Raw genomic sequence first — 24,947 nt, 5'->3', positions numbered from 1 at the left:
TTTGCTTACATTATCTCTTATTTTACTGCTCTCTGTGTATGCTTAAAAAACAAATCTTGTGTATCATTTTGATATCCTTTTAATATATATGGAGCATCATCTGTTATTGTGCCATCTTTTATATGATACAATATATTACGTTGTTCGCAAAATCTTATTACAACATCGCTGCAATAATTGTAGAATTCCTTATACCATAAATACTCTCGTACCTTTTTATTATAATTAAGCCTGCCAAATACAATTTTATCAACAAAAGCCACTTCGTTTAGAATTACTCTCAAATCTTGATTAATAATATTTGGTGTAGGATAGGGCTCGATGCTAACCCAAGTTTTTAACCCTGCATTGTGTAATTTCTTCAAGCTTGCTATTCGGTCTTTATAATCAGAAGAATAAGGTTCATATTCTTTTTTAAAATTTTCATCTAATGATACTAAAGTAATCCCATATTCATTGTATTCACTATAGCTATTTTTATCTAATAACTCATCAGGATAGATCCCTTTAGTTAATGTAGTAACTTTGATACCATTACTGTTAAGTTTTTTAATAATTTCCAAGGATAGATTAGTGACTTCCGGATACCCCACCATAAAGGGATCTGTTGTAAAACTTAAATGTACAAAATTTATTTTGTCTTTCAATTTAGGTAATTCTTTATCCAAAATCTCTAACGAATTAGAAACTAATTTAGGTTTAATCCATTCTTCGTAAGATTTTATCCTCCCGAATCTTTTTGCCAACATATATGCATAACATGGGAATTTACAACCATGTGCACATCCTTCTACATGATTTATAGTATAGTCGCCATATTCGACACCCGTTTTATATAATAATGTTTTTCTTGTTATTCTATCCATTTAAAATACACTCCTTCGAAACCATTATAAATAAACTTCGACATCTATCATTAATTTCCTGCATAAATTTAGACTTTTTTGTGCTTTTTTATCTTACTTAGTTTTACAAAGCTATAAACTGTATCTGTTAATATCTTAGACCTAAAATCTGTATCTTTCTTCTCGCTCACGCTTTTATTATGTTTTTTATTTTTACAAGTTTTTAATATAACTATTAATCTATAGGGATAATAAATCCATTACACTCTCTATAAGTAATTTTTCTGTTTCATCAGTCTTCTGATTCTCTTCATTATTTGATTGGCTGACTGATGGACTGACTGATAAACTCTCTGATTTTGTCTCCAACTTCTTTAATATTTCTTCCAGCTTGTTGTCAATATCATCAAGCTTGCTTTTAAACTCTGCATAAAATCTTATGGCACTTCTAATAAACTCGGAGCGTTCATTGGAGCTCAGCCTGGAAAGTATTTCTTCAATATCTTCATCATTCTCTCTTATTCTAAAGCTGTATTTTTTATCTTTCATTGTATCACCTCAAAAGAATATGTCTGACACAATCAAACCCTCATGGTATCTGTATTATGGGGATTCGAATTTGCTTTTTGTCTGACATACCTTGTCTGACACTTTAAAGTCTTGATTTTTAAGCGTTTGGAGGCACAAAAATATGATTTTGTCCGACAAATACCAATTATTCAACCTCGTAATATGTCGGACAAAAGTCTTTTTTACATCCTTCAAAACCTGTTCCCATCTCATAAAACTCATGTCGGACACAAAATGTCGGACATTTTCATCTCTCTTTTATAGGTATTGAAGGCTGTCCGCTCTCACACACCCTGATTATATATTTAATCTCCCTCCTTGTAAGGTATTTTTTCTCTGAGGTATAGTAATCCACCATCTGTTTCATAAGCTCCCACACATTCTTGTAGTTCAGTTCTTCTTCATCTCTTATTCTTTTGCCCATATTCTCCCCTCTTTCACCGCACATTAACTGCTTTTTTCTCCTCTAATTCCGCAACTTTAAGAAATCCCCTGGCATTTGCAAACTGTGCATTTTTCACCAATACTATCTTTTCGTAAAAATCCTTCATATATTCCACTAATTCTTTTGCTCCTCCACCTGCCAGAAAGACAGTATTGAAGAAGTCCAGCTTACTTCCCCATATCAGCTTTATCTTATCTTTCATTACCCTTGCAATCTCGCTGCGCACTGCATCAATCTCTTTTGTAAAATCAAGTTCCCTTCCTTTATAGAATATTTTCCCGTCACTTATAAGCCTTATCAATTCAGAGACATCAATTTTGCTTCCAGTTCTCTGTGTGAATATTTTATCCACTGTATTGTTAAGAGCAGACATTCCAACTTCTACAGTCCCTGACATATCCTCTCTTAAAATGAGCTTATCTTCAACCATGAAAACTATATAATCCGTAGTCTTGAATCCTATATCGATTAAGCCTATATAGCTTCCCTTTACAAGATACTTCTGTATGTCAGCCATAACAGCATGGTACACCGCTCCGGCTGCTTGAGGGAATATAGTAACCTTCTCAAATTTGATTGTTTTTACCTTTTCATCTCCCTTAAAATATGCCATGACCTTGAAATTTTTCAGCATATTTTTAAACTCTTCCTTTTTGTGTATGTACTGCTCCAGCGGAAGACCGGTTACAATGTGCACCGGCACTTCCTCTTCTGGCAGCAGTAAAAGGCACGAAGCAGTAAGAAGTGCCCTCGTGTTGGGATGGTATATCTTATCTTCATCAAAAGCGTACGAAACATTCTTCCCTTCTCTCCTTGCCAGCTCACCAACAAAATACTCTTCTTTATTCTCATTCACAATAACGACATGCATATTATCTGCTTTATTATTATCTGTACCAAATAAGCCGCTCAAAACTCTTTCGTACGCATTTCCAACCAGTGAAGGAAATAGTACTTCTTTTCCTTTCTCATTAATTCCTTTTACATACCCGTAACCGAGGTCCAAACCAACCTTAAACATATGCATCCTCCTCCTTAAACATCTTTACAAAAATTTTTACAACCTCAGGATCAAACTGTGTGACCGAACATCTTATTAACTCTTCAACTGCTTTATCATTTGAAATGGGTTTTTTATATATCCTGCCGGCTGTCATAACATCAAACGCATCTGCTACCGCAATTATCCTTGAACACAAGGGAATTTTTTCACCGTGGAGGCCATCAGGGTAGCCTCTTCCATCGTATCTCTCGTGGTGGTGTCTTACTGCAGAAACCACAATGCTGTCAAATCCAATTTTTCTAAGCAGTTCTGCGCCATATAATGAATGCATTTTTACTACCTCAAATTCTTCGATTGATAGAGGTTCCTTCTTGTTAAGCAAACTTTTTGGTACAAATAACTTCCCAATATCATGAAAAAAGGCTGCAGTCTCAAGAAGTTTAATTTCTTTTAAAGGCAGACCAATGTAAATTCCAATATTCCTGCACAGTACTCCAACGCTGTATTGGTGTTTTATAAGGTCCTCCAAAAGCTCTTCTCCTTTCTTTTATTGAAAATTTACAAAAAGCTTAAAAGCGTTCCAGCAGCAACAGCAGGCATAAAAGGAAGCTTTGCTTTGAACCTGCAAAGGATAAGGGAATACAGGAGAAAAATCATAGATGAAAATAAAAGAATATCCCATATCCTAAAACCAGCGTAAAAAGACAGAGCAGTCAAAATTTTTACGTCTCCTCCGCCTATTCCTCCTAAAAGCCAGAAGAGAAAAAGAACAATGAATATTAAAAGAGAATTAAGCAGCATAAAATTTAGATTTATATAAGGATTTAATAATACATTTATAAAAGAAAGAATTAAGATGGAGGCAGGGTAGATGTATCCTACCTCCATCTTTTTTATGTCTTCTACAGCTGCAAAAAATAGAATTAGTAAGATTAGTATTTTCATTTAAAAATCACCGTCCAGTTATCTTGCTCTGACTTTTTCCACTGTGGATCAGGAAGATTAAATTTTGAGTCTGCATAAAAGCCGTTTACCGGGATTTTAAGCTGTACTTCGGCTGTTTTTCCATCTTCAGCAGTGAAGTAAATATACAGTGTTGAATTCTCATCTCCTGGTTTATCATACTGGAACTTCATTACTGCGCTTCCTGTAACGTCACCTATATTTTTTATAACCGAATAAGGCTCTACATAAAGTACACCCTTATTTTGATACCTGTTTATCACGTGTACTGCTCTTATGCTGGTGATTTTTTTGTTAAAGGTGTATGAAATGTTCAGAGTCATATCGCAGACAGATCCGTCTTCTCTCGTGTGCTTGTTAGTAAACACATATTGAGGTGTTTTTGATATTGTTACAGTACCTCTTAGCTTATCCATTTCTGACGAATAAGGCACTGTAACTTCCTTTTTGTTGTTGCTTAAGTCTAAATCATATTTATTTGTATCTGTTAATTGTATTTCAGCTACCAGAGTAATGTCAGTATTTTTTCCAGGATAGCTGAAGCTGAATGTCTGTGTGGAGTTGCTGTTAAACTGCACAGATTTTGTTAAAAACACAGAAGAATCAGCTTTGTCATAAACTTTTACAACACCATTAACAGGGAATGCATAGCTTTTCTGCAGTCCCACAGTTACAGAGCCTGTGTAGGTTTCATCAGGGACTACATAGGTAGTTCCCGGATTTATGCTTGCAATATATAAATCCACTCCATTGTTCGCTTTAACAAGTGTTTGTATCTTATTATTGGAAAGGTTAGTCTCATAATATTTATCAGTACTTGCTAATGATATTTCTGCTACTAGTATCATATCAGACGATTTTCCTGTGTAGTTAAAACTGACTGTCTGTGTAGTATTGCTTGTAAATGACACTGTTTGAGTTTTAAATGGTGAGGATGGATTAGCTGCATCATATATCTTTAATGTTCCCGTAACTGGATATCCTGATATAAAAGAAGCATTTTGGAGTCCTACTACTACTGAACATGTGTAGGTTTGCCCTCCTACCATGTTTGAAGTTCCTGCATTAAGATTAGTGACATATAAATCCACCAACCTTTTTGCAGGTGCAGTAAACTGCCTTGTATTGTTTGTTTGATTATAATCCCAGTACTGCAAATAAGAGTCTGGATTTGATGGTGGATTGGGCTGTACTACTGCTATTAAGTTTCTATCTGAACTTGTCCCTGTAAAGCTTAAATTGACTGTTTGAGAACTGTTGGGACTTAAAGTGATTTGTGCACTTGCTACAGCATTTGCAGTATTGAGTCTTACAGGGTCTCCGGTTATAACTGTATTGAAATTAAAACTTCCTGCATCATATAAGGCTACTGTTGCAGGAATACTTGTTGAACTATTACCTAAACTTACTGTGACCTGCACAGTGTAATTTTTATTTGGCTCCATATAGCCTATTGGATTTACGTTTGTAATTGCCAAATCTATACCATTTTTCGCAAGGTAATATACGTATATTCCATCAGAAGTTTCTGTTGCAACTAAACCGTGTGCTATAGAAACTTCTCCTGTAGCTGGAGCATTTAATTGTATTGTTCCGTCTCCATCTATTGTCCAGTCAGATTTTTTGATCGTGACAAGATAATTTCCTACATTAGCATATATTCTGTCTGCTCCGACAGAAACAGCAGAATATACGATATAGTTTGAAGAATTAGGTAGTTGAGATTTTAAACTGGAGGAAGAAAAATCTATTTGTTTTATAACATTTAAATTATTTTTATCTAAAACAACAATTTTTCCGTGTTGTTTTGAACTATCTGAATAATAATATGGAATGTATAAATATCTATCGTCTACAGCTGGGGAATGGTTAACAAGGTTGTTTGTATTCCTAAGGTTTCCGTTTACTGTAAGATTTAAGGTGCTGCTGAAGATATTATTTATTTTGTAGATACCACCAAGCACATCAGTGAAGTAGGCGTTTGAGCCGTCTACTGAAAAACTTGCTGGAATACCTATGCCTGCACCAGCATAGGCTTTTGAAATATTTATTCCCCATGCATAGTTCCATTGATATATAGGTCTTATATAAGTTCTTGTTAATTTACTCCCAAGCTTTTGCCACGTTTGTGGTCCGACTATTCCATCTACCGTAAGCCCATTTTTACTTTGAAAATCCTTGACTGCTGCTTGAGTTCTAGTACCAAATTGTCCATCTTCAACAAGAGAATAGCCTATAATATTAAGCGTTTCTTGAAGTATCTTAACTCCATTTCCTGTGCTGCCTAATTTTAAGATGTCTGTTCTTGAAGATATTGTTGAAGATGAAATGACATTGAATAAATCACTAAATCTAATTCTGTAAAGATAGCCATCTGCGGTTTTGTTAGGCTCATGTGTTGTACCGATTATAAAGCCTGTTTCAGGTGATGTTTCTCCTGCGTTTACTGGTGCTGCTGATGAGCTTATACGTGTATAAGTGGTGCCTAATGTGATATCTGCAATTCTAACATCGCTAAAATCATCGGTAAAATAGCCTATTGCAACTTGTCCTCCGTTTCCATTTCCTACCACCACAATATTATATCCCTGCCATCTCATCATAAGTGGAGCAGAAACTATATCAGTACCGCCTACCATTGTTGTATTGATTCTTAATTTTAAAACAGGCGAGCCATTTATTATTTGGTATATAAAAACATATCCATCCTTTGAACCTGCTGCAATGTACTTGTTACCGTTTGGTGATACATAATAGGTTGGATGGCTGCCAGATGGATTGGCTGGTACTGTGGAAGACCCATATACAGGCAAAGGCCCCCATTTTTTATTGCTGTTTGGAACAATTTTGGGTGTAAATGTGTAGGGACTTGTGCTTGTATTAAAATCGTATAAACTTTTTGAGTATGGAGATATACTTTCATAAGCATACAAATTATTGCCATTGAACGCTATAACTATTGGCTGAGAAGCATTGATACCTAATTCTTTTGGGCTTATTATCAAAGGCTGGCTTAAGCTTGGCCCTAAGCCAGTAACATACCATCCTAGCTTAGCCTTTGTTGTGCTTGTGACCTGTGTTGCTGCTATCCCACCGTACATCTCATAATTATATCTCGTTCGGTTTTGATTGAAACCAAAAGATATAATATCCATATATGCCAAGCCTTTTAGTATAAAAGCTAATAATAAAATTCCTATAACAGTAAAAACAATTATTTTGCGTTTGTTTACTTTAATTTTTGACACAGAAAAATCACCTCCAAAAAAATAATAAAAAAAGAGATGCGGATAACATCTCTTTCTGTTATTCTATATTAAGTTTTACCTTATTTATTATTTATGGCGGTGGTGGAGGACCGGGTATATGTCCATCATCTTCAGATTCTTTTACACCATCATCTGAAGTATTTGAACTACCACTACCCGAACTACTTCCACTTGAACTGCTTCCGCTACTTGAAGTTGTTCCACTGGATGTAGTTGTTCCACTTGAAGTTGTATTTTCTGATGATGTAGTAGTGCCTGATGACGTCGTATTAGACGTTGTATTAGACGTTGTATTAGACGTTGTATTAGACGTTGTATTAGACGTTATAGTTGTAGTTGTCGGTGTCGTTGTTTCCGTTGTGGTTGTTGATGTTGTTGTTTTGGTTGTAGTCGTTGATTTTGTACTTGTAGTTGTGCTGTTCTTAGTTGTTGTATTAGTTGTTGTAGTCGTTTTTGTATTTGTTACTGCTGTTTTGTTTTGCTCTTGCTGTTGTTTTTGTTCCTGCTGTTGTACTTGTTCTTGATTTTGTACTTGCTCCTGTTGTTGCTGCTGTACTTCCTCTTGAGTTTGTTCTTGTTTTTGCTCTTCTTGTTGTATTTGTTCTTGTTGTTCTTGCTGCTGTTGTGTCTCTTTCTGCTCCTGCACTTGTTCCTGTACCGCAGCAGCTTTCTTTTCTTTGTATGTCTCTATTAATTTCGGCGCTGCTATTGTAGCTGAGCCTACCAATAAGCCTATGCCTACTATTGCTATTGTTCTTTTTATGTCTATCATGGAATCATCTCCTTTCCGTTAATATAATTATAACATAAATTAGAAAAATATAAAGTAAACTCATCAATCTCCAAATGTTCCCTCAAAAACTCCATAACTTTGTCTCTCATCTCTTTCATGCTCACTTACAAGCACCTCCCTAAAAATTCAAAATCAAATTTGCCTCCCGGCAGTAAACAGGAAAAACAGCCTGCGAATTGGAGGTCAAGGTGGAGTCGAGGGATACCGGACCGAGTGCAGCGAGGGAGGATATGCTCGAAGGCACCTTAACCGGAAACAGAGCAGGCGTATAATCTTAAAAGCGGGAGGCAAATTTTAAATATACTTACAAGAAAAGACCCGAAAATATAAAAAAAGCACGACCGCTGCGGCGTATGCCGTCTGCGGTGGTGCTCTATTAATTCGGATTTTTGTTTTGAGCAAAGCGAAAATGAAAAATCCGGACCGCTAAGGAAGATAAGAAAAAATAGTCCGAACAAAAAATAAGCAATTTTTTTCTTGCATTTTACTACAATAATATAAAATCATATACTCTGTCTATCTCTTTTTTAATATTATCAATAATTTCATATTTTAAATTAAGCATTTTTGCATACTTTCCAAACCCTTTTTCAGGCTTTATAAAAAGTGTTAGATACTCATAAGGAAACTCCTTCATCCTTGCCAATTCTCCTTTTGTACCTTGAGATAATACAATTATTTTTGAAGCATTATCAAGCGCAGCCTTAACAATTTCGTTAAATTCATCCGGGAGGTCAAAAATTATCACATCAAACTTACTTCTTGCAAATTTCACAATTGTATCAATATCATTTCCGCTAATATCTTTTACAAGACTCACTTTAGGAGGGGACTGAAGTATAAATACATTTGGACTATACTCAATTAAATTTTCAAAAAAACTCTCTTTTATTCTTTCTCTAAGCCACATTCCGATATGAGGAAGTACAGGAAGGTCCAAAGCAAAACTTAAATCAGAACCTCCATCCTGAAAATTCAAATCTACTATAAGGACTTTTACATCTTTATTGAAGTTTTCAAAAAGTGTTTTCACAAGCGTAGTTTTCCCTACCCCACCTTTGAAAGAATAAACAGCAATAACTTCCTGCTTTGTAGTTATAAAATTTTTACTTTTATACTCTTCTATATCTTTTACTTCTATATTGTTAAATTTCTTACCTAACATATTACTTACAATAAAATCATATCTATTTTTTCTAACAATAATTTCTGCGCTCTCTGTAGAGAAAACTACATCAGCATCTACATAATTTTTTTTTGCTCTTTTAATATATTCCCTATCATTTGATATAATTAATACCTTCATCATATATCCCTCACTTTAGCCATTCCTGTTATAACAAAATCAGTTGTGGTTTTGTAATAGCTTCCATCGACAACAATAGTTACATAAACGTAATTGTTTTTTATTTCTACAATTATATTTTTTGTAGGTATATTTAAGTTTTTAAATGTATCTTCTGCGTATTTATTAGCTTTTGTAATATCAATAACTACTTCTCCTTTTTCTGCACTATTTATATCAAGGGCATTTAAAGAGATATTGTAGGCTATTTCATCACATACCTTGACAAGGTATTCCCTTGCACTTATACCATTTGTGACATAGTAGACTACCTGCATAAAAAGAAGTGATAAAAAGACTAAGAAAATTAAAAAAAGAAGGACAGCATCTCCTCTTTTGTCCTGAAAAAATCTTTTTAGAATACTCACGGCGTATCACCTATCCTTAAAGAGCTTCTTCCCACAAGAGTCTTCTGCTGCCCTCCTAAAAGGTAAAAAGTATATCTAACTTCTACTGTGAGCATGTCATTTTTTAGTGATGTACTAACAGCAAGCCTGTCTCCTATTTTCCATCCAGTTATTCCATCCCCAAAATTAAGTACAGCCATCTGAGCAGTCTGCTCTGGAGTGTCTGACTTTATTCCTATCCTCGCTCCTTCAAAGGCTGCTTCATTGACCAATGTCTGCATGTTGCTTACAACAGAAATATTAACTATAGAAGCCATGATAAAAAGGAGGATAGGGAGCAGGGCAGCTGTAGAAATAAGCTGCGAAGCTCCCCTGTTGTCTTTTAAAAATCTTCTTATCATCTTTATCACTTGTTTATCACTCGCCTTGAACGGCATTGGAGAAGAAGTTAGAAGCAGTATTGAGAGCATTTGTAACCATATTTGCAGTACTTGTCCTTATAGTAGGTGATACCACAACAAGTATTCCTACAACTATTGCTATCATCCCTATAACAGACAAAAGATGACTCTCACCCTTTCTGTCTTTTAAAAATCCTCTCACCATGTTTTGAACTTTCATTAACATATTTCTAATCATTAAAATCTACCTCCTTGAAATTTTTGTTATTTTTTAAAACAAATTAAAAAAGCCTTTTAAAGACAGAACAAAAGGCAGTGCAAAGATTATTAAAATTGGGATAAAGTACCCTAAGAAAATAGGGAAGAATAAGCTGTTGTCAAGCACAGATGCACTTTCCGTCTTTTTATTGTAATTTATTTCTCTTACTTCATCTAAAAGTTCTTCTAAATTTTCTTTAATATCTTGTTCAGATGCAAATTCTCCTGTAATAATTTTTACAAATCTTTTAAAGTGGTCATTTAAACTTTTAGAAGCTGCATAAGTGAGTGCATCTTTTAAAGAGCTTCCTGTGTCGAGCCTTACCTGTGCCTCATGTAATAAATCTCTTACCACCCCCTCTCTAGTTCTAACAATGTAGCTGATAATATTTTCTTTATTCATTCCCACCTCCAAACCATTTATAAAGATTTCTATAGCAGCAGGGAGCTCTTCTTCTTTATAGAAGCTCTCCCTGTAGCTGTCTATTGGTTTTTTCCAGTATTGATAGAACATAATAATTGAACCTGTAACTACAGATAAAAGAGCAAAAACATTTGCCCCGTTTACTGTTCCTACTACTGACAAAACTATAAGGCCTCCCAAAATTAGAACTCCAAAAGAAAAAAGCTCAAGTACATCATGAGCTTTAAAAAAAAATATTTTCACTCCTCCGACTGCTTTAATTTCCTTATCCCACTTTTCTATCATGTCCTGTCTTATTCCAAGTTTTTGAAGGTGTTTTTCTGAAACAATCTTTCTCATAGTTCCATCTCCCTGTCTATTCTTTTTAGAATATAAAGTGTTGATATAAAGTAGCTCAAAGCAGCATAAGCAATTACTAATTTCCCTATAGGAGAAGAAAAAGTCCTGATAAAATCAGGGCTAACTGACACTGTTGAAACAATCATAAAAGCCATAATGCCTACCAGAGAAACCATTAAAGATTTTGCCTGCACAGTCATGGCAGCAATTCTGTTTGACATTTTTATTCTCTCATAAAGTTTTTTAGCTGTCCTCTCACACACTCTCGATAAATCAGATTTCATCCTCACTGCAAAAATAATGCTGTCAATCCATACTTTTATATATGTGCTTTCTATATTTTTAAATTCTTTTAATGCTTCTTCTAAATCTTCTCCTAACTGAAATCTCCTTAGAACTCTGTCTGTGTGCTCTTTTAAAGGATTTTCAGCTTCCTCAGCTGCCTTTATAAAAGCTCCAGCAAAGCTTGGTACCATTTTAAGATATGCTCCTAGCATTTTAACAAAATCTCTAAACTGCTCTTCAGTTTTTCTTATTTTTCTTCTCCCTAAATAGTCTAAAATATAGTCTATAAGATAATAAAGCATAACAGGAAGTGTAAAACCTAATAAAGTAAAACCTTTAAAGCTCAAAAATACAAGTATCACAATAGTAAAAAGTATAAACCACAAAAACACTTCCTCTGCATCTACCTTAATACCGCTTTTTTTAAGCTTTTTCTCTAACTTCTCAATAAAGCTTCCTAAACCAAATAAATCCACTATACTAAACTCATTCTTTTGTGATATCACTAAATGCCTCTCCAGCCTTCTTTTAAGTTTGAGCCTTTTATTTTCCCTAATACTGTACAAAAGAACTACCACCATAAAAACAGCTGCGCCGAATAAAAAAGAGACTGCCACATTAATCACCTACCACATGCTTTAAAATGTAGTCTCCGTTTTCATCTATGCCCTCAATTTCAATAACTTCAGCAAGCTCTCTGCCTTTTAAATTTCCTTTTTCATCCTCCGTAAGCCTCAAAAACACGACAATGTCGACTGCTCTTGAGATGAGCTTTCTTATGATTCTGTAGTCAAGGTTTTTAAACTCCTGAATTAGCATTTCAAGCCTTAACAAAGCATCTAAGCAGGAATTTGCATGTATTGTTGTCATAGAGCCTCTGTGGCCTGAATTTAAAACGTGTATAAGCTCATAGGCGCTTTCAGGTGTTCTTATCTCAGTGAGAATTATTCTATCAGGGTCTGCTCTCAAGCAGTCGTTGAGTATGTCAGAGTAAGTTACGCTTCTTGCTTCAGCCGTTCCTTTTCTCGTTTTGAAGTAGTAGACATAGGGTATATGAAGTTTAATCTCTCTTGTATCCTCTAAAACTGCTACTACATGCTTTTCCTGAATCTCAAAGCCTAAAGAGTTGATAAAAGTCGTCTTTCCAGCGCCTGTTTCTCCTGCAACTATGATGTTTTTTCTGTCTTTTACCGCCTTTTTGAAGTACTCCTGCATTTCTTTCGTAAGACCTATTGTAGTTTTTACTAGTTCTTTTAAAGGTACATTTAAGAGATTGTGCTTTCTGATAATTATGACAGGCTTATCAGACTCTGGAGGTATAACTAAAAGAGCACGAGAGCCGTCATAAAGCTCTGCATCCTGTGAAGGATTTGCTATGTTGATTGATTTATTTAAAGGTGCAAGGATTCTGTCCTGTATAACCCTCACAGCCTGTTCGTTTGGAAACTCTTCTTCTGCGTCTATTTTTACTCCTGCTTTCTTGTACATTATTTTTGTGCCGTTCACATGTATGTCTGTAACTTCCGGGTCCTTAAGGTACTTCTCTATAATTCCCAAACCGTAAAGAGAAGAGTAGAGCATTTCCGTGTATTCTATAAGTCTATCTAGTGCAAAAGGATATTTCTTTTTGAGATACTCTTTCACTTCTTCTCTCAGTATATCCTTGATGTTGGGCTTTCCGTGGTGCTTCATCATAATTTCCCTTATCTCATCTGTCATTTTCTCAACATCCACTGCTCCATCATTAATTCTTCTGCTTAACTCTCTTAAAGCCATTCACAAGCCTCCTCCACAAGGATTTTTCTTTTTTTACTCCAAAAAGAGCATCTTTTAAGTTTCTGGCATGCTTCAGCATTTTCTTATCTTTGTACTCATTTAATTTTCGAAGATAGGGGATGTGGTAAATAACCGGTATCCCTAGGTCTACAGCAGTGATGTACTTCTTTTTCCCTCTCACTTTATTAACTACTGCACAGGTCCTGCCTGCATCTAAAAATCCATGCAGTCTTAAATACTCAAACATTCCAACTGTTCTTGAGACTGCGGATATATCATCTTCCATTACAAACAAAACTTTGTCAGCTTTTAAAAGTGCTGCGACAGTAACCTCAGAAATCTGAGGCTGTAAGTCTATCAGCACATAATCATATTCATTTGAAAGACTTTTAATAAGCTTTTCCATATCCGCATACTTTAAGTTTTCCTGCATGTCTGGAAAACCACCGACTATGACGTCAAATTTTTCTCCCTGAGGCCTCTGAATGCAGGCTTTATAGTCTCCTAAACATGCATTGACTATGTTTTTCTCTTTATCTAAATCAAGTAAAGATACAAAATCGCCTGGAGAAAAATCACATTCTAAAACACATACTCTACTCTTTTCACTTAGCACTTTTGCAAGTGCTAAAGTAAGTGTAGTCTTTCCCACACCACCTTTAGGACTGAATATTGTAATAACCATTTTTATCACCTTCTTACAATTTTAAATGAGTTAAGTTTAATATACGGTGCAAGCTCTGAAGCAGCGTTTAAATCTGCATTTAAAATTAAATTAGCTTTATCAGAGTCTTCCTTCACAACTGAGATTACCTTAAAGCCATCAAGAACTTTAGAGCCTGTCTGGTCAAAGACTATAAAGCTTACTGTGTCTCCCGATTGAAGTGTTTTTGCCTCTACAGAAGTTACAGGCACTGTCATTACAGCGTGGTCAGGACCTAAGGCTTCAGCATCTTTTGACGTTAAAATTTCAACTGGAATGAAGTCTCCTCTTACTCTTCCTTCCTTCACAACTTTCCCCACAACATCAGTTAGACTTCTGGCATAGTCAGGCCTCACTGCTGAAGCAGGTATATCAACAACCTTTACCGCATCCTCTGAGATAACAGTGCCTGCAGGTATGTCTTTTTCCACAATGACCACCTTTTCTGTCTTCTGGATGTTCTGCATAAACACAAGCATAAAAGCTGCAGAAACAGCAGCTGTTATTAAAGCAATTTTAATAATCCTGCTCATAAAGAACCTCCTTTACTAAAAGCTGTTCAATTTTTAATAAGCCTTCGTTTAGGTCAGTGCATCTGTAGCTTTCGCCTAAAAATTTAACTATGCCCTCTATCTGCTTCTTTGCAGTTTCTACACTCTTTGCAAAGCTTTCAATTTTCAGTTCACTGCTAGTTAAATCCGTCAGCAGATAGCTTACATCTCCAAAGTTTCTGGGCTTTTCAAGGACCTCTTTTACTTTCTCAGCTGTTACAGGCTCAAATACTAAGTCATATATTCCCATTATGAAAAGTTTGGCTGTGAGGTCTTTATTAATGCTTTCTCCTGCAAGGAAAATAACCCTCCTTCCTCTTTTTCTCACCTCAAAAAGCAGATTTTCTGCTGGTAAGCTGCCTGTAAGAGCCTCGGAAAAAATCAGGGTGTCAAAATTAAAATTAAAAACAGCTTCCCTGTAGTACACCGCTGCAGTATTAGGAAGTACATCAGAAAGCTTTTTGTCCAGCGCTTCGATTCCGGTTGCAAGAAGTATCACACTCATCTCCTCCTTCATCCATCGTCTTCTCTTTTCATTGACCGCTCCAGCAGTTTTTTCTCCAGTTCTTCTACGTCATATTTTCTCTGTGAGTAGCTGTTAAAGTAGTTTTTAGGTACAGAAAAGGTACTGCTGTCTCTATCTGCCTTTTTTACAGCATCTATTACCGATTTTTCTTTGATATAGTTTTCAATTGTTTTCTCTAAAAAATTAACAGGGCTTCGTATGTTCCGCCCTTTCATTTTCCTTAAACAGACTTTTATATCTTCATCTGTTAGCATGTACTTTTCTTTAAGTTCCTTTATAACCTCACTGTCAAAATCATCTGACTGATTGACTGACTGATTTAAAGTCTGTCCGTCAGTCAGTCCATCCTGCTCCATCTCCATATTTTTTGACTGACTGACTGATGTAATCTTATGATGTAATCTACTGATGTAATCTATTGATATAGGGAGGTCGGGATTTACCATCTCGGGAGATGGACTTTCCCTATCTCCAGAGATAGACTTTCCCCATCTCGGGAGATTGGGATTTCCCATCTCTGGAGATTGACCACCCTCCTTTTTCACTAAAATATCAGGATACACAGCCTTTTCATTTTTTATCTCCGGCTTTATAAACTGAGGTTCTCCTTCTACTTCTTTGTGAGTGAGTTCGTCCAGCAGTCTATCCACCACCTCATTGTTTCTTACATAGTAGGTTACATTTTTCTGCTTGTCTATAAAGCTGCAGTACAGCTTTTCTTCTCCGTTTTTGATGAAAAGCCTTCCCTCCTCCTGGGCTTTTAAAAACTCTGTCTTTGAATTGTACCTTACACCAATCTTATCAAAAGCAGTTCTAAACTCCTCAACAGAAAATCCCAGCTCTTCTACCCAGCTATCGCCGGGAGCATAAGAAGGATGGTCTGGTGCTGGCTCAAGAAATTTATAAAAGCTGTTGTAGTTATACCTGTCAAACCAGTACTCCAGCTGCTCAAATAAAATTGCGGCTGTTACAGAACCAGTTATTTTTCTGTATTCCGGATGATAAGGAATTATCCTGCTCGCTAAAGCAGCAGCTCTATTTCTCCTCTCCATAAAAAACACCTCACGGGTAATTATTTTTATACTTTTCTCCAATAGCCATTACCTGGTCTACATACCACCATGCGTGATTGTAGTGCCATACCGCATATCTTAAAGCCTCATCTTCATTAAACCCTTTCCTTAAATAAACATCTCTATTTGCCGCTAAATATCTCGCAGCAGTGAAAACTGCATCTTCGGGCTCAAAAGGACTTTTTGTTCCATTGTTGTTGCCGTCTACAGCATACTCGTCAAATGTACTTTGCAGGAACTGCATCATACCCACAGCCCTTGTTTTCAGCTCAGGCAAATATGGACCTATTGCGTTTGGATTAAAACTTGATTCTCTAAAAGCTATTGCTGCAAGCACATACCACGGAATACCGTATTCTCTTCCTGCTTCTTTAAACACAGGGAGCAAATTTTCCGGTATTCTGCCGGGTTTTGCCGCATATTCTTTGCTCGCACCAATGCCCAGCAGCCACTCCAAGTTTTGATCACCTTTCATAAAAGCAATTCCCGTCTCCAGAATAAACTTTCTGTCAATACTGTCATTTACTGCAACACTCCCTGCCGGCACATTTATATCTCCTAAAGGATTTACAGGAGTTCCGCTTACTCTCACCTCAAAGTGAAGGTGAGACCCTGTAGCAATACCTGTGCTTCCTGCCAGTGCTATCTTCTGTCCCTTCTTTACAACATCTCCAACCTTAACAAGCACCTGTGAGTTGTGTGCATACAAGGTTGAAATGCCTCCGCTGTGGTCTATCACCACTGTATTCCCATACCCTCCATAAGGCCCTGATGTTGTCACGACACCGTCAGCTGCTGCAACTATTTCATCTCCTGTGTTTGCCGCTATGTCTATTCCCGTGTGCATTTTGTATGTTCCTGTCACTGGATGAAACCTCATGCCAAAAGGCGATGTTACTGTATGACTTGAAGGAACAGGCCACAAAAGCTTTCCTCCAGAAAGCTCAATGGTTTTAGTTTCTCGTTTATAACTACTGTAAAAGCTTGTTTTAATTTCTCCTGCTATTACTGCATCCAGTTTAGAATAGTCCTCATAAAACTCCATCCCTTTTAAAGCCATATATGTGCGTGATTCATTTCCTTTTACATCGGTCACTTCTTGATACTCAAACACATAAATCCCTTCATAAGTTCTTACCTGAGTAAGCAGTTTAACAGGCACATAAGCAACTTCCTCCTTAGCAGTCACATTTCCCTCAGCATTAACTTCAAATCTAACTGTTACAATCTTCTCCGTATAGTCCATATACTCAAACTCCGGCTTAAGCCCTTCAGCTATTCTTCTGACTCTTGTCATATCAACATCTTTGCTCCAGCCGTTTGCATACTCCTCAACTGCATAAACTATACCCCACGGCAGCTGAAAATTTTCTTCCTGCCTGTACTTTGATATTACTTCCGGCTTAATGCTTTCCACATACTTCTTCACCTTTTCTTTTCCTTCAGCCATCTGTTTAGGAGCTGCACCAAAAATTGAAAGAAGTATAAGTATTACCAGACCCATTATTATCAAGTAGGGCAAAAAAGTGAGGAGCACAGGTTTTACAGCTTTCCACAGGTATCTTGATATTATGTTTTTAACTCTGTTTTTAAGAATCATAACCTGGTTATCCATATATATCCTCACCTAAAGCTATATTTTTATTTAAAATTCCATAAGATTTACGCCTGAAAAATTCCTGATAGGTTCCCGAAGGGGTTCTATCGGGAATTTTTCAGGACAAGTTAAACAAATGAATGTATCCTAACACCCAGTTCAAAAAAGACATAAGCTCTTTAAAATAGGGCCTTATCACCATCTCTGCTTTAATTAAAAAATTCACTACTTTGTCGAGCAGATAAAAAATTGCTAAAAAACCAATAATACCAAAGCCAGCTCCTTCATATACTTCTGCATTTTGAAATGATATGGGTTCCTCCCACTCCTCAGCAGCTCTCATAATAACTGCTTTTTTAAAGTATTCTCCATATTCATCTCTTTCATCAAGCACATTAAACCCTCCCATATTCCCTTTTTAGCGTCTAAAAAAACAGGCAGGAAGATATATCCCCTGCCTTTTTTCAAAACTTAAAAAGCCTTTTAAAGCCTAGTTTCTCCACCTGAACATATCAGTATTTGACGTCAGGACAGTCGGAGCAATGAAGGAGGCCATATGAAATCCATATCTTCCAATTGCTCCTCCTATTTTTTTACCTACCTCACTTCCTTTGTATCCATAGGCAGAGCCCAAAATCATTCCTCCAGCTCTCCCTACTGCTTCCGCTGCATCTTTCTCATTTAAAATTCTTTCTATTCCAACAGACTGTGAAAGGCCTCCAATAAAGCCAGTACCGGTATCTCTGCCTTTGTCATATGCCTCTTTTATTAAGGCAACAGCTGTTGCAGCAGGAGCTGCTGTGCTCCTGCCTATTACGCCACCGGCACTCCTGAAGTGCTCTGTCACATCCACACCCATAGTCCTTAAAGGAATAGAAGCTGCAGAGCCTATAAGGCTGCCAACAGCACTTCCTATTGTGCCTGCAACTGATCCTGCTTTAACACCCGCTGATACAGCACCTGTTCCTGCAGGTCCAGATGGAAGGGTCCCCGAAAAAGTGCTTGAAGGAAAAGAAGCTTTTGGAGCTGCTGTAGTCTTTGCAATATTTGCAAGCCCCAAAAGGCCAGTAAGACCCAAAGTTGCTGCTCCTGCCCACTTCTCTTCATTGACTCCCAAGAATTTGAGCCAGCCCTGAAGCAGGTCTCTAATAACATTTGCAGTAGGTATTAAGCACACCATGCCGAATATCTGCGCCCACCAGGGAGAAAAATCCGTTGAAACCCCAGCCTTTATGAGCACCAGATACAGTGATAAAACCAATGAATGGGCTGCCTGCATGAAAGCGTTGGAAGCAGTTTCACCTATTATAACGCCTATTCCTTCTTTTCTTCCTGATATTGTCCAGCTCCATGCTACAATGGGTGTCAGTATAAACATTGAGGTCAAAACAAATTTTCTTATCAGGTACAGAAAATTAAAATAAAGCAAAATCCCAATGTAGCCCAGCTTGACAATTGCTGTAGCAAGCACATTTCCCGTTTTTATATCATTTATATCAAAAGTACTTCCCACTGCTCCCATGCTTTGCGCAATACTGTGAAACAGATCCACAAGAGCATTGTTCGCCTGAAACATAATCCTCATAAAGTACGGCATAAACAGAATTATGAAAAAGGCATATATCACACTTGAAACACTCTGCATGAAGTTTATCCTTTTTGATGGATTGACACTGGATGTCATAAACCTGTATCCCTGTGCCGCTACTGCAATTAAAAGGAGCACCCACACAGCATCTCTTATTCTTCTATACCACGTCATCACAATATCCCACTCCTGCGGGCTGTAAGGTGCCAGATCACCGTAGGAGGTGTTGAATATAAGCTCATCAAAGTTTTTAAGCCCTAAAATCTGAATTGCCGAATAAAGCCCATTGATTGGTGCGGCAATAAGCTCTTCAATAAGACTGCCCTGGTCCTCCTGCGGCTGCGGAGAATTACTTGGGCTTGTAACAGAAGGTGTTTCAGCAAAAGCAGTTATACTGAATAAAAGAGCCAAAGCCACAGCAAAAATAATCAGCCTACTCATTCGGATTTGTAGAAATGAGCTTCTTCTCATAATCACTTGCCACCACCTTAATGGCAGTCTTGTTCCTGCCGACTAAAAATAAAGCCTCACCAACCCCACAGGAGGTTAAAAAATCTCTTTCACCCTGTGAAAGGTGAAACACCTCCTGAACAGAATCTATATCTGTAGCAGCCTGCTTCATTAAAAACACTGCTGCAGAATTTGTAAGCACTGCTTTTCCTTCCTGTGAATTTGAAAACTCAATAAAGGACTGACTAGCAACAGTAAGGGAGGTGTTTCTTTTTCTTGCCCTTCTCGATAAATTCTCAAGAAAGTAAGCTGTGTCTTTGTACTTCATAAACATCCACGCCTCATCCACTACAACCCTCTTTTTCTGCTTAACATCCTTCTTAACGAACTTCTCCCATATCCAGTTTGTTATGACATACATTGCATACGTCCTCAAAAACCTATCCCTTATCTCTGATACATCAAAATTAACTAAGTAAGAGTCTTCTAATGAAACATTTGTCTGTCCGTCAAATATACCTAAAGTACCTCCTTTTAAAAAAGGCTTCATAACTGCAGCAATTCTCTCTCCCCTTGGATTTTTCTTTAGCCTTTCTACAAAGCTTGACAGTGTGGGCATTTCTTTTTTCTTTTTAAAATAAAACTCTTCACTGTCTGCAATATTCTTCTCATATAAAGACTCCGGGCTTTTGTTTATTCCTCTTGCCTCATACTCATCTCTTACCGCTTCTTCCACAGCAGCTAATTCTTCTGCTGAAATTTTGTCCTTCATAACTCCTTCCACTATCATCCCGACCAAAGCTTTTATCTCGGCTATTTTCTGAACTATGTCCACATACCTTATTTCATTCTCATCTTCCTCTTCTTCCACATCAAAGGGATTAATTATGTTCTCAGTCTCTGTGCTTATCTTAACAACGCTTCCCCCCATCTTCTGAACCATGCGGCTGTACTCGCCGTCGGGGTCCACAAAAACCGTTTTTATGCCCAAAAGCGCTCCCCTCATGGACAAAAGCTTTATGAGAAACGACTTTCCTGCTCCCGATGTAGCAAATATACCTAAGTTGTAGTTTGTCATAAAAGGTGGACCTATGAAGTTGTCAAAAATTACAGGGCTTCCGGTAAAAAGATTTATTCCAAGCGGTATGCCTTTCTTGTGCGAAAACTCCGGAGATGCAAAAGGAAAAAGTGATGCAGCAGCACCGCTGTTGAAATTTCTTGATAAATCCTCACAGTGATTTTCTAAAATCGGCACAAAGCTTTTAAAAGCTTCGCTCTGCCTCAGAAACATTCTTCTTGCTCTTATGCTTTTACCTGCTAAAACCTCTTCCAGAATTTTTGAGCTTCTTTCAAGCTCTTCTACTGAGTCTGCAGAAACTGAAACAACCGCTGTAACATAATAAAGCTTATCTCTGTTCATCTGTATGCTTTCTCTCAGCCTTTCAAGGTCCTCCACCGCCTTTCTCAAAATTCCCAGCTCATATATGTTTCCTCTCTGGTCGTCCAGCATATACTGCGACTGGTACTGAGTTATCTTCCTTGTAAGCTGATTTACAGCATCTCTTGCATCTACAGGCGTAAGATGGACTGACACATCCACATTGCCAAGAAGCTTAATATCCTCCAGCCACCCTACGTAAACGGCCTGAGGGAAATCTGTAAGCACATAAAGCCTGTAAAATTTCTTCCCAACCCTTATATAATCTTTCTCTATCAAGTATCCGTCAGATGAGATTACTTCCACTACAGTAGGAACCTTTTCAAAAAGCTCCGGCTCTTCTTTAACAGCTTCTTCTTTATTCTTTTTAAGCTTCAGCACCTAGTTTAACCCCCTTTTTATAAAGCTCAAAGGCTCCAGCTTTAATAAGATTGTTCACTCTTATGTTTCCGTCTCTGTTCAGCACAAAAAACATAAGCTCCAAAAGCTCATCAGTACCCAAAATTCTCGGCATGAGTCCGCATTTGGCAAGCCCCTCTACAATCATGTGGACTCGCCTCATTATTTCACTTCTCGCCCTGTCATATCCTCCTGCAGTGTCATCATAAGGAACAACCACATAAGACTCTGTCGTAATAGTTTGCTTTGAAAAATATCCAAGAAACTCTTCTAGCTCTTTTTCATACTCTCTCATTCCTTCAGGAAGAAACTGAAGCCTTTCTCTAAATTCCTCTATTGATTCAGAAACATCTACAGGCTTAACTATTGTGAAAAACTGAAGCGGAAAAGACAGAGATAAAAGAAGGCTTATAAAAGCTGCCTCAACCGCCCCCTGCTCTTCTTCTGAAAGAAGAGAAAAATTTACAGGGTCGGCTGTTACAACCGCCCTGTACCTATTACCTTTTAAAATCAAAAGCCTATCTTTTATATCTTCAATGCTTAAAAAATTTATGCTGCTGTTCTTTTTAAAAAGCACTATTTTTCACCTCCAATAAAAGGATACTCCTTTTGAGAAAGCAGAAACTTTAAGTACATCACAATATACTTATCTATTTCTATCTCGTCCTTTTTAAAAAAAGCCAGAAATGCTCCTGCAGCCGAAAAAACTATCCAAACCACTAAAGCAGTAAACAAATCTTTTGAAAAATATTTTGTAAAGAAAACTGCGCCAATTCCTACACCAACAATAACAAATATCATCTGCCTAACAGAAAAATTCCCGCCGAATATCTTTTCTTCTCTTTCTAATTGAATAGGCACTTCAAATATTCTCACACAAATCACATCCCTATTACGGCTTAAAGCCGAGGATTACACCTGCGAAAAATTTTGCACCAACTACCACTATTCCTCCAAGTATAGACCAGAAAAGTCCCATCATAGCTTCTGTTCTTCTTCCGGGGTTGTGGCCTGAAGTATAAAATCTGTACCCGTTTACTGCGATAAAAATCACAGCAACAACAATACCTACATCCATCACAAAGTTTGCAATTTTCCACAAAAATGAGCTTATCTGAGCCTCACCAACAGGCGTAATGCCGTTCATAAACCTACCTCCTCATCATTAAAAAATCTCACTTTAATTCCTTCATTCTCTGCTGTTTTTACTTCCAATCTGCAGCCTTCACTGCTCTGCCAGTTACCAAACACCCACACCTCGTCGCACCGCTTTAGAACATCAGTACACAGCTTTAAAACTTCCCTTCTATCCTCCTCCTTTCTGTCATCATAAAATTCGCCAAATGCATGAACAGGAGAAAATGGCACTACTTCTTTAAAGTTGTTCTTTATGAACCTAAAAATTTTGTAAAACTTAACCTTATTTGCTGAAGGATTAGCGCTGTAAGGATGACAAATATACACAAACTTACTCAATTTTGCACCTCCTTTAATATGCTTAAAATAAGTCCAATTAAAGCTCCCAAAACTATGCCAAAGAAAATACCGGCTGCTAGGCCGGCAGTGTAAAGCATATTCAAGTTTTCATCTCCTTCCATAAAAACACTCAATAAAATAGAAAAAACCGGGCTTATTAAACGCCCAGTTTTTTGCTTAGCTCTTTTATGCGGTTATCGTGATATACTGTCTTAACTGTTAGATTATTTACATCCAGCTGAAGCATGTCAATTTTTCCACTTATCTCATCAAGTTTTTCATGCAAAAGCTGTCTGTCATCGAATAATGCCCTTACTTTATCACTAATTTCGGTATCCATCTTAGTGCCTAACTTCTTTACATCGTCTTTTACTTCGTTTACTTCGCTTTTTAATCCGTGGATTTCTTCTTCTACCACTTTTAGTTTTTCTTCTACAATGCCAATTCTCTTTTCTACTACAGTCATTCTCTCTTCTATGGTACCTATTCGTCCTTCTACAGCACCTATTCTTTCTTCTACCACATCAAATCTGACATTAAAGTCATTATAAATTTTCTCTAAAAGTCCTAGAATTTTATCTTCATTATTCATAAATAATTCCTCCACCTGCTTTACATGGTTTTTAGATACGTTTTAACCATTAAAGTTTTATATTCTTGCTAACAGTTTTTATACACACTTTACTCGTTTTTTATGCTCTTGCTTTTATTTTATGATATTTTTAAAGGCAATTCAAGGTTTGATTTAACAATTTTTGCATGATATTTTTGCTACTTTAATTCTCTAAGATATATACCGAAAACACATATATGACAAAAAGTTACGTAAAGGAGGAACTACCACATGAAAGATTTGTGTACCCTTTTTAATCCGTTTCATCCATTCGAGCCAAAATACACCTATTTCTCAACCCGCAGAAGAAAGCTATATGTTTTTACATTATTCTTACTCTTTGGAATAGAAATTGCCATTTTTATTTTAGGAGTTATAATTTTGGGCGGTATTTTGCACTCAGTCTTAAGTAATAAAATAATGATTACAATTGTAGTTTTTCTTTTAATACTTTTATTTGTTGCCATTCACAGACTCGAGAATTTTTCTAACTATTTAAAGGAACAAGATAAAAGAGAAATAAGGAAAAATCTAAAACGTAAAATTAAGAAGATAAAAACAGGTAAATTAAAAAATAATGATGTAATACATTTTCTCATAATGCTAAGAGAAGAAAATAAAATAGTAAAAGAGACATTGGAAAACAGCAAAGAACCCACTCTTACAATGAATCTTGTAAATACCTCATTAGGGGGTATAGTAGGATACTACCTAGCTGATATTAAAAGTTATGAAGAAGCAAGGATTTCACCACTGATCTTCCTGCTTATTATATTTGCGATTTTGTACTCATATTTTATTTTAGATATTAATAAAGCGTCAAGATTGTATTTAATTGAACTATATAACTACCAAATCAGTTATGCTAATCGATTAATTAAAAGGTATTGGAAATAAATTGTGTCTTAATATTACTTCGTTTTTATTTGTTTCTATTTTTACTTTAAAAATTTTTTCTATATATTGTGTAGCTAAAAAAATTTCGTCATCTCTTATTAATAAGGCACCGCCGAGGTGTATTTCCTCTTTAGCTGTTACAGCTATTTTCTTCTTTAAATCTAAACAGATATCATTATTTTTCTCAATTTTTATTCTTATCTTATCTTTTTCTTTTACAATATTTTCTTTTTTGATTCCGCTTGCCAATATTACAGCTTCAAGTGGTAAATAAATTTTTGAATCATAAATAAAAGGCGTTTCTTTGAGGTACACCCTTTTTGTAGATTGGCCTAAAATAAAATTTTCATTGCTGATAGGCCTTATTCCTATATCTGCAACATTAGAGTTAAGATAAAAGTAGCTTGGTGTAGGAGTAGTAAAAAAATACAACGTCCATATGACAAACAATAAGAAAGTAAGTGGAGCAACTATCGTAGCAATAGGATCTGTAATATTAACATGCAATTTTTTTGCTTTTTTCATATGTTCACCTCTTTTTACTTTACTTGTAACGTCAAATTAAAGGGGAGA

The 24,947-nt window shown here is 36.5% G+C and carries 32 protein-coding genes and 1 pseudogene; 1 reads left to right on the top strand and 32 read right to left on the bottom strand.

The genetic code is table 11. The features are described 5' to 3' along the window. Window positions 1-17: 17 nt before the first annotated feature. The 31 genes and pseudogenes from TETH514_RS03750 to TETH514_RS03615 all read right to left on the bottom strand — a co-directional run bounded on the left by TETH514_RS03750 (window position 18) and on the right by TETH514_RS03615 (window position 23,456). The gene (locus tag TETH514_RS03750) at window positions 18-866 is read right to left on the bottom strand and encodes a radical SAM protein (RefSeq protein WP_009052218.1); all 849 of its coding nucleotides are present in this window, start codon (window positions 864-866) and stop codon (window positions 18-20) included. 219 nt (window positions 867-1,085) lie between these two features. After that, on the bottom strand, window positions 1,086-1,394 hold the full coding sequence (locus TETH514_RS03745) for a hypothetical protein (RefSeq protein ID WP_009052217.1): 309 nt from the start codon (window positions 1,392-1,394) through the stop codon (window positions 1,086-1,088). Between the two features lie 268 nt (window positions 1,395-1,662). Beyond that, complete coding sequence (locus tag TETH514_RS12695; protein WP_009052216.1) at window positions 1,663-1,839, bottom strand: hypothetical protein; 177 nt, start codon at window positions 1,837-1,839, stop codon at window positions 1,663-1,665. A 13-nt stretch (window positions 1,840-1,852) separates the two neighbouring features. After that, window positions 1,853-2,881: a ParM/StbA family protein gene (locus TETH514_RS03735; protein WP_009052215.1), complete on the bottom strand. Its 1,029-nt coding sequence runs from the start codon at window positions 2,879-2,881 to the stop codon at window positions 1,853-1,855. Beyond that, complete coding sequence (locus TETH514_RS03730; protein WP_009052214.1) at window positions 2,874-3,392, bottom strand: HD-GYP domain-containing protein; 519 nt, start codon at window positions 3,390-3,392, stop codon at window positions 2,874-2,876. The genes TETH514_RS03735 and TETH514_RS03730 overlap by 8 nt, the downstream gene beginning before the upstream one ends. 29 nt (window positions 3,393-3,421) lie before the next feature. After that, the gene (locus tag TETH514_RS03725; protein ID WP_009052213.1) at window positions 3,422-3,808 is read right to left on the bottom strand and encodes a prepilin peptidase; all 387 of its coding nucleotides are present in this window, start codon (window positions 3,806-3,808) and stop codon (window positions 3,422-3,424) included. Continuing rightward, a complete protein-coding gene (locus tag TETH514_RS13085; RefSeq protein WP_009052212.1) occupies window positions 3,805-7,074 on the bottom strand; it encodes a peptidoglycan-binding domain-containing protein in 3,270 nt (1,089 codons plus the stop codon). The genes TETH514_RS03725 and TETH514_RS13085 overlap by 4 nt, the downstream gene beginning before the upstream one ends. A 91-nt stretch (window positions 7,075-7,165) precedes the next feature. Continuing rightward, window positions 7,166-7,867 (bottom strand): hypothetical protein, encoded by a 702-nt coding sequence (locus TETH514_RS03715; RefSeq protein ID WP_009052211.1) that lies wholly within the window; start codon window positions 7,865-7,867, stop codon window positions 7,166-7,168. Further along, window positions 7,864-7,992, bottom strand: a complete 129-nt coding sequence (locus TETH514_RS13025) for a hypothetical protein (protein WP_013337649.1) — start codon at window positions 7,990-7,992, stop codon at window positions 7,864-7,866. Before TETH514_RS13025 ends, TETH514_RS03715 begins: the two co-directional genes overlap by 4 nt. Before the next feature lie 383 nt (window positions 7,993-8,375). After that, the gene (locus TETH514_RS03710) at window positions 8,376-9,194 is read right to left on the bottom strand and encodes an AAA family ATPase (protein WP_009052209.1); all 819 of its coding nucleotides are present in this window, start codon (window positions 9,192-9,194) and stop codon (window positions 8,376-8,378) included. Beyond that, on the bottom strand, window positions 9,194-9,601 hold the full coding sequence (locus TETH514_RS03705; RefSeq protein ID WP_009052208.1) for a hypothetical protein: 408 nt from the start codon (window positions 9,599-9,601) through the stop codon (window positions 9,194-9,196). Before TETH514_RS03705 ends, TETH514_RS03710 begins: the two co-directional genes overlap by 1 nt. Next, window positions 9,598-9,981 carry a TadE/TadG family type IV pilus assembly protein gene (locus tag TETH514_RS03700; protein ID WP_232195929.1) on the bottom strand — a complete coding sequence of 128 codons (384 nt, stop codon included), beginning with the start codon at window positions 9,979-9,981 and terminating at the stop codon, window positions 9,598-9,600. The genes TETH514_RS03705 and TETH514_RS03700 overlap by 4 nt, the downstream gene beginning before the upstream one ends. A 16-nt stretch (window positions 9,982-9,997) precedes the next feature. Next, complete coding sequence (locus TETH514_RS03695) at window positions 9,998-10,219, bottom strand: hypothetical protein (protein WP_009052206.1); 222 nt, start codon at window positions 10,217-10,219, stop codon at window positions 9,998-10,000. Between the two features lie 33 nt (window positions 10,220-10,252). Continuing rightward, window positions 10,253-11,002 (bottom strand): type II secretion system F family protein, encoded by a 750-nt coding sequence (locus tag TETH514_RS03690; RefSeq protein WP_009052205.1) that lies wholly within the window; start codon window positions 11,000-11,002, stop codon window positions 10,253-10,255. Then, window positions 10,999-11,904, bottom strand: coding sequence for a type II secretion system F family protein (locus tag TETH514_RS03685; protein ID WP_012268623.1), 906 nt, complete (start codon window positions 11,902-11,904; stop codon window positions 10,999-11,001). Before TETH514_RS03685 ends, TETH514_RS03690 begins: the two co-directional genes overlap by 4 nt. Before the next feature lies 1 nt (window position 11,905). Next, window positions 11,906-13,063, bottom strand: a complete 1,158-nt coding sequence (locus TETH514_RS03680; protein WP_009052203.1) for a CpaF family protein — start codon at window positions 13,061-13,063, stop codon at window positions 11,906-11,908. Continuing rightward, window positions 13,032-13,748: a MinD/ParA family protein gene (locus TETH514_RS03675; RefSeq protein WP_009052202.1), complete on the bottom strand. Its 717-nt coding sequence runs from the start codon at window positions 13,746-13,748 to the stop codon at window positions 13,032-13,034. Before TETH514_RS03675 ends, TETH514_RS03680 begins: the two co-directional genes overlap by 32 nt. A gap of 5 nt (window positions 13,749-13,753) precedes the next feature. Beyond that, window positions 13,754-14,299 carry an SAF domain-containing protein gene (locus TETH514_RS03670; protein WP_009052201.1) on the bottom strand — a complete coding sequence of 182 codons (546 nt, stop codon included), beginning with the start codon at window positions 14,297-14,299 and terminating at the stop codon, window positions 13,754-13,756. Then, a complete protein-coding gene (locus tag TETH514_RS03665) occupies window positions 14,283-14,816 on the bottom strand; it encodes a hypothetical protein (protein WP_009052200.1) in 534 nt (177 codons plus the stop codon). The genes TETH514_RS03670 and TETH514_RS03665 overlap by 17 nt, the downstream gene beginning before the upstream one ends. Before the next feature lie 14 nt (window positions 14,817-14,830). Next, window positions 14,831-15,895, bottom strand: a complete 1,065-nt coding sequence (locus TETH514_RS03660) for a hypothetical protein (protein ID WP_009052199.1) — start codon at window positions 15,893-15,895, stop codon at window positions 14,831-14,833. Window positions 15,896-15,905: 10 nt separating this feature from the next. Beyond that, window positions 15,906-16,391, bottom strand: a complete 486-nt coding sequence (locus tag TETH514_RS13120; RefSeq protein ID WP_353784562.1) for a lytic transglycosylase domain-containing protein — start codon at window positions 16,389-16,391, stop codon at window positions 15,906-15,908. An 84-nt stretch (window positions 16,392-16,475) separates the two neighbouring features. Then, window positions 16,476-16,865: pseudogene (locus tag TETH514_RS13115) on the bottom strand (M23 family metallopeptidase); the annotation flags it as partial. A gap of 766 nt (window positions 16,866-17,631) precedes the next feature. Continuing rightward, a complete protein-coding gene (locus tag TETH514_RS03650) occupies window positions 17,632-17,907 on the bottom strand; it encodes a hypothetical protein (protein ID WP_009052197.1) in 276 nt (91 codons plus the stop codon). A 96-nt stretch (window positions 17,908-18,003) separates the two neighbouring features. Further along, window positions 18,004-19,572, bottom strand: coding sequence for a hypothetical protein (locus TETH514_RS03645; RefSeq protein WP_009052196.1), 1,569 nt, complete (start codon window positions 19,570-19,572; stop codon window positions 18,004-18,006). Continuing rightward, complete coding sequence (locus TETH514_RS03640; protein WP_009052195.1) at window positions 19,535-21,370, bottom strand: VirB4 family type IV secretion system protein; 1,836 nt, start codon at window positions 21,368-21,370, stop codon at window positions 19,535-19,537. Before TETH514_RS03640 ends, TETH514_RS03645 begins: the two co-directional genes overlap by 38 nt. Then, window positions 21,357-21,965 carry a hypothetical protein gene (locus TETH514_RS03635; RefSeq protein ID WP_009052194.1) on the bottom strand — a complete coding sequence of 203 codons (609 nt, stop codon included), beginning with the start codon at window positions 21,963-21,965 and terminating at the stop codon, window positions 21,357-21,359. The genes TETH514_RS03640 and TETH514_RS03635 overlap by 14 nt, the downstream gene beginning before the upstream one ends. Next, window positions 21,965-22,264 carry a PrgI family protein gene (locus TETH514_RS03630; RefSeq protein WP_009052193.1) on the bottom strand — a complete coding sequence of 100 codons (300 nt, stop codon included), beginning with the start codon at window positions 22,262-22,264 and terminating at the stop codon, window positions 21,965-21,967. The genes TETH514_RS03635 and TETH514_RS03630 overlap by 1 nt, the downstream gene beginning before the upstream one ends. 16 nt (window positions 22,265-22,280) lie before the next feature. Next, window positions 22,281-22,535 carry a pilin gene (locus tag TETH514_RS03625; RefSeq protein ID WP_009052192.1) on the bottom strand — a complete coding sequence of 85 codons (255 nt, stop codon included), beginning with the start codon at window positions 22,533-22,535 and terminating at the stop codon, window positions 22,281-22,283. Next, window positions 22,532-22,864 (bottom strand): DUF4406 domain-containing protein, encoded by a 333-nt coding sequence (locus TETH514_RS03620; RefSeq protein ID WP_009052191.1) that lies wholly within the window; start codon window positions 22,862-22,864, stop codon window positions 22,532-22,534. The genes TETH514_RS03625 and TETH514_RS03620 overlap by 4 nt, the downstream gene beginning before the upstream one ends. Continuing rightward, the gene (locus TETH514_RS13020; protein ID WP_009052190.1) at window positions 22,861-22,986 is read right to left on the bottom strand and encodes a hypothetical protein; all 126 of its coding nucleotides are present in this window, start codon (window positions 22,984-22,986) and stop codon (window positions 22,861-22,863) included. The genes TETH514_RS03620 and TETH514_RS13020 overlap by 4 nt, the downstream gene beginning before the upstream one ends. Before the next feature lie 35 nt (window positions 22,987-23,021). Next, window positions 23,022-23,456: a hypothetical protein gene (locus tag TETH514_RS03615; protein ID WP_009052189.1), complete on the bottom strand. Its 435-nt coding sequence runs from the start codon at window positions 23,454-23,456 to the stop codon at window positions 23,022-23,024. 252 nt (window positions 23,457-23,708) lie between these two features. On the opposite strand from TETH514_RS03615, the gene TETH514_RS03610 reads away from it, so the two are divergent. After that, entirely contained in the window at window positions 23,709-24,374 is a 666-nt protein-coding gene (locus TETH514_RS03610; RefSeq protein ID WP_009052188.1) for an ABC transporter ATP-binding protein, read from the top strand. Here TETH514_RS03610 and TETH514_RS03605 read toward each other — a convergent pair. Beyond that, complete coding sequence (locus TETH514_RS03605) at window positions 24,351-24,899, bottom strand: stalk domain-containing protein (RefSeq protein ID WP_009052187.1); 549 nt, start codon at window positions 24,897-24,899, stop codon at window positions 24,351-24,353. The two genes, TETH514_RS03610 and TETH514_RS03605, sit on opposite strands and share 24 nt — an antisense overlap. Window positions 24,900-24,947 lie beyond the last annotated feature (48 nt).

It is taken from the genome of Thermoanaerobacter sp. X514 (assembly GCF_000019065.1).
Lineage (GTDB): Bacteria > Bacillota > Thermoanaerobacteria > Thermoanaerobacterales > Thermoanaerobacteraceae > Thermoanaerobacter > Thermoanaerobacter pseudethanolicus.
This window is presented reverse-complemented; position numbering and strand designations above follow the sequence as displayed.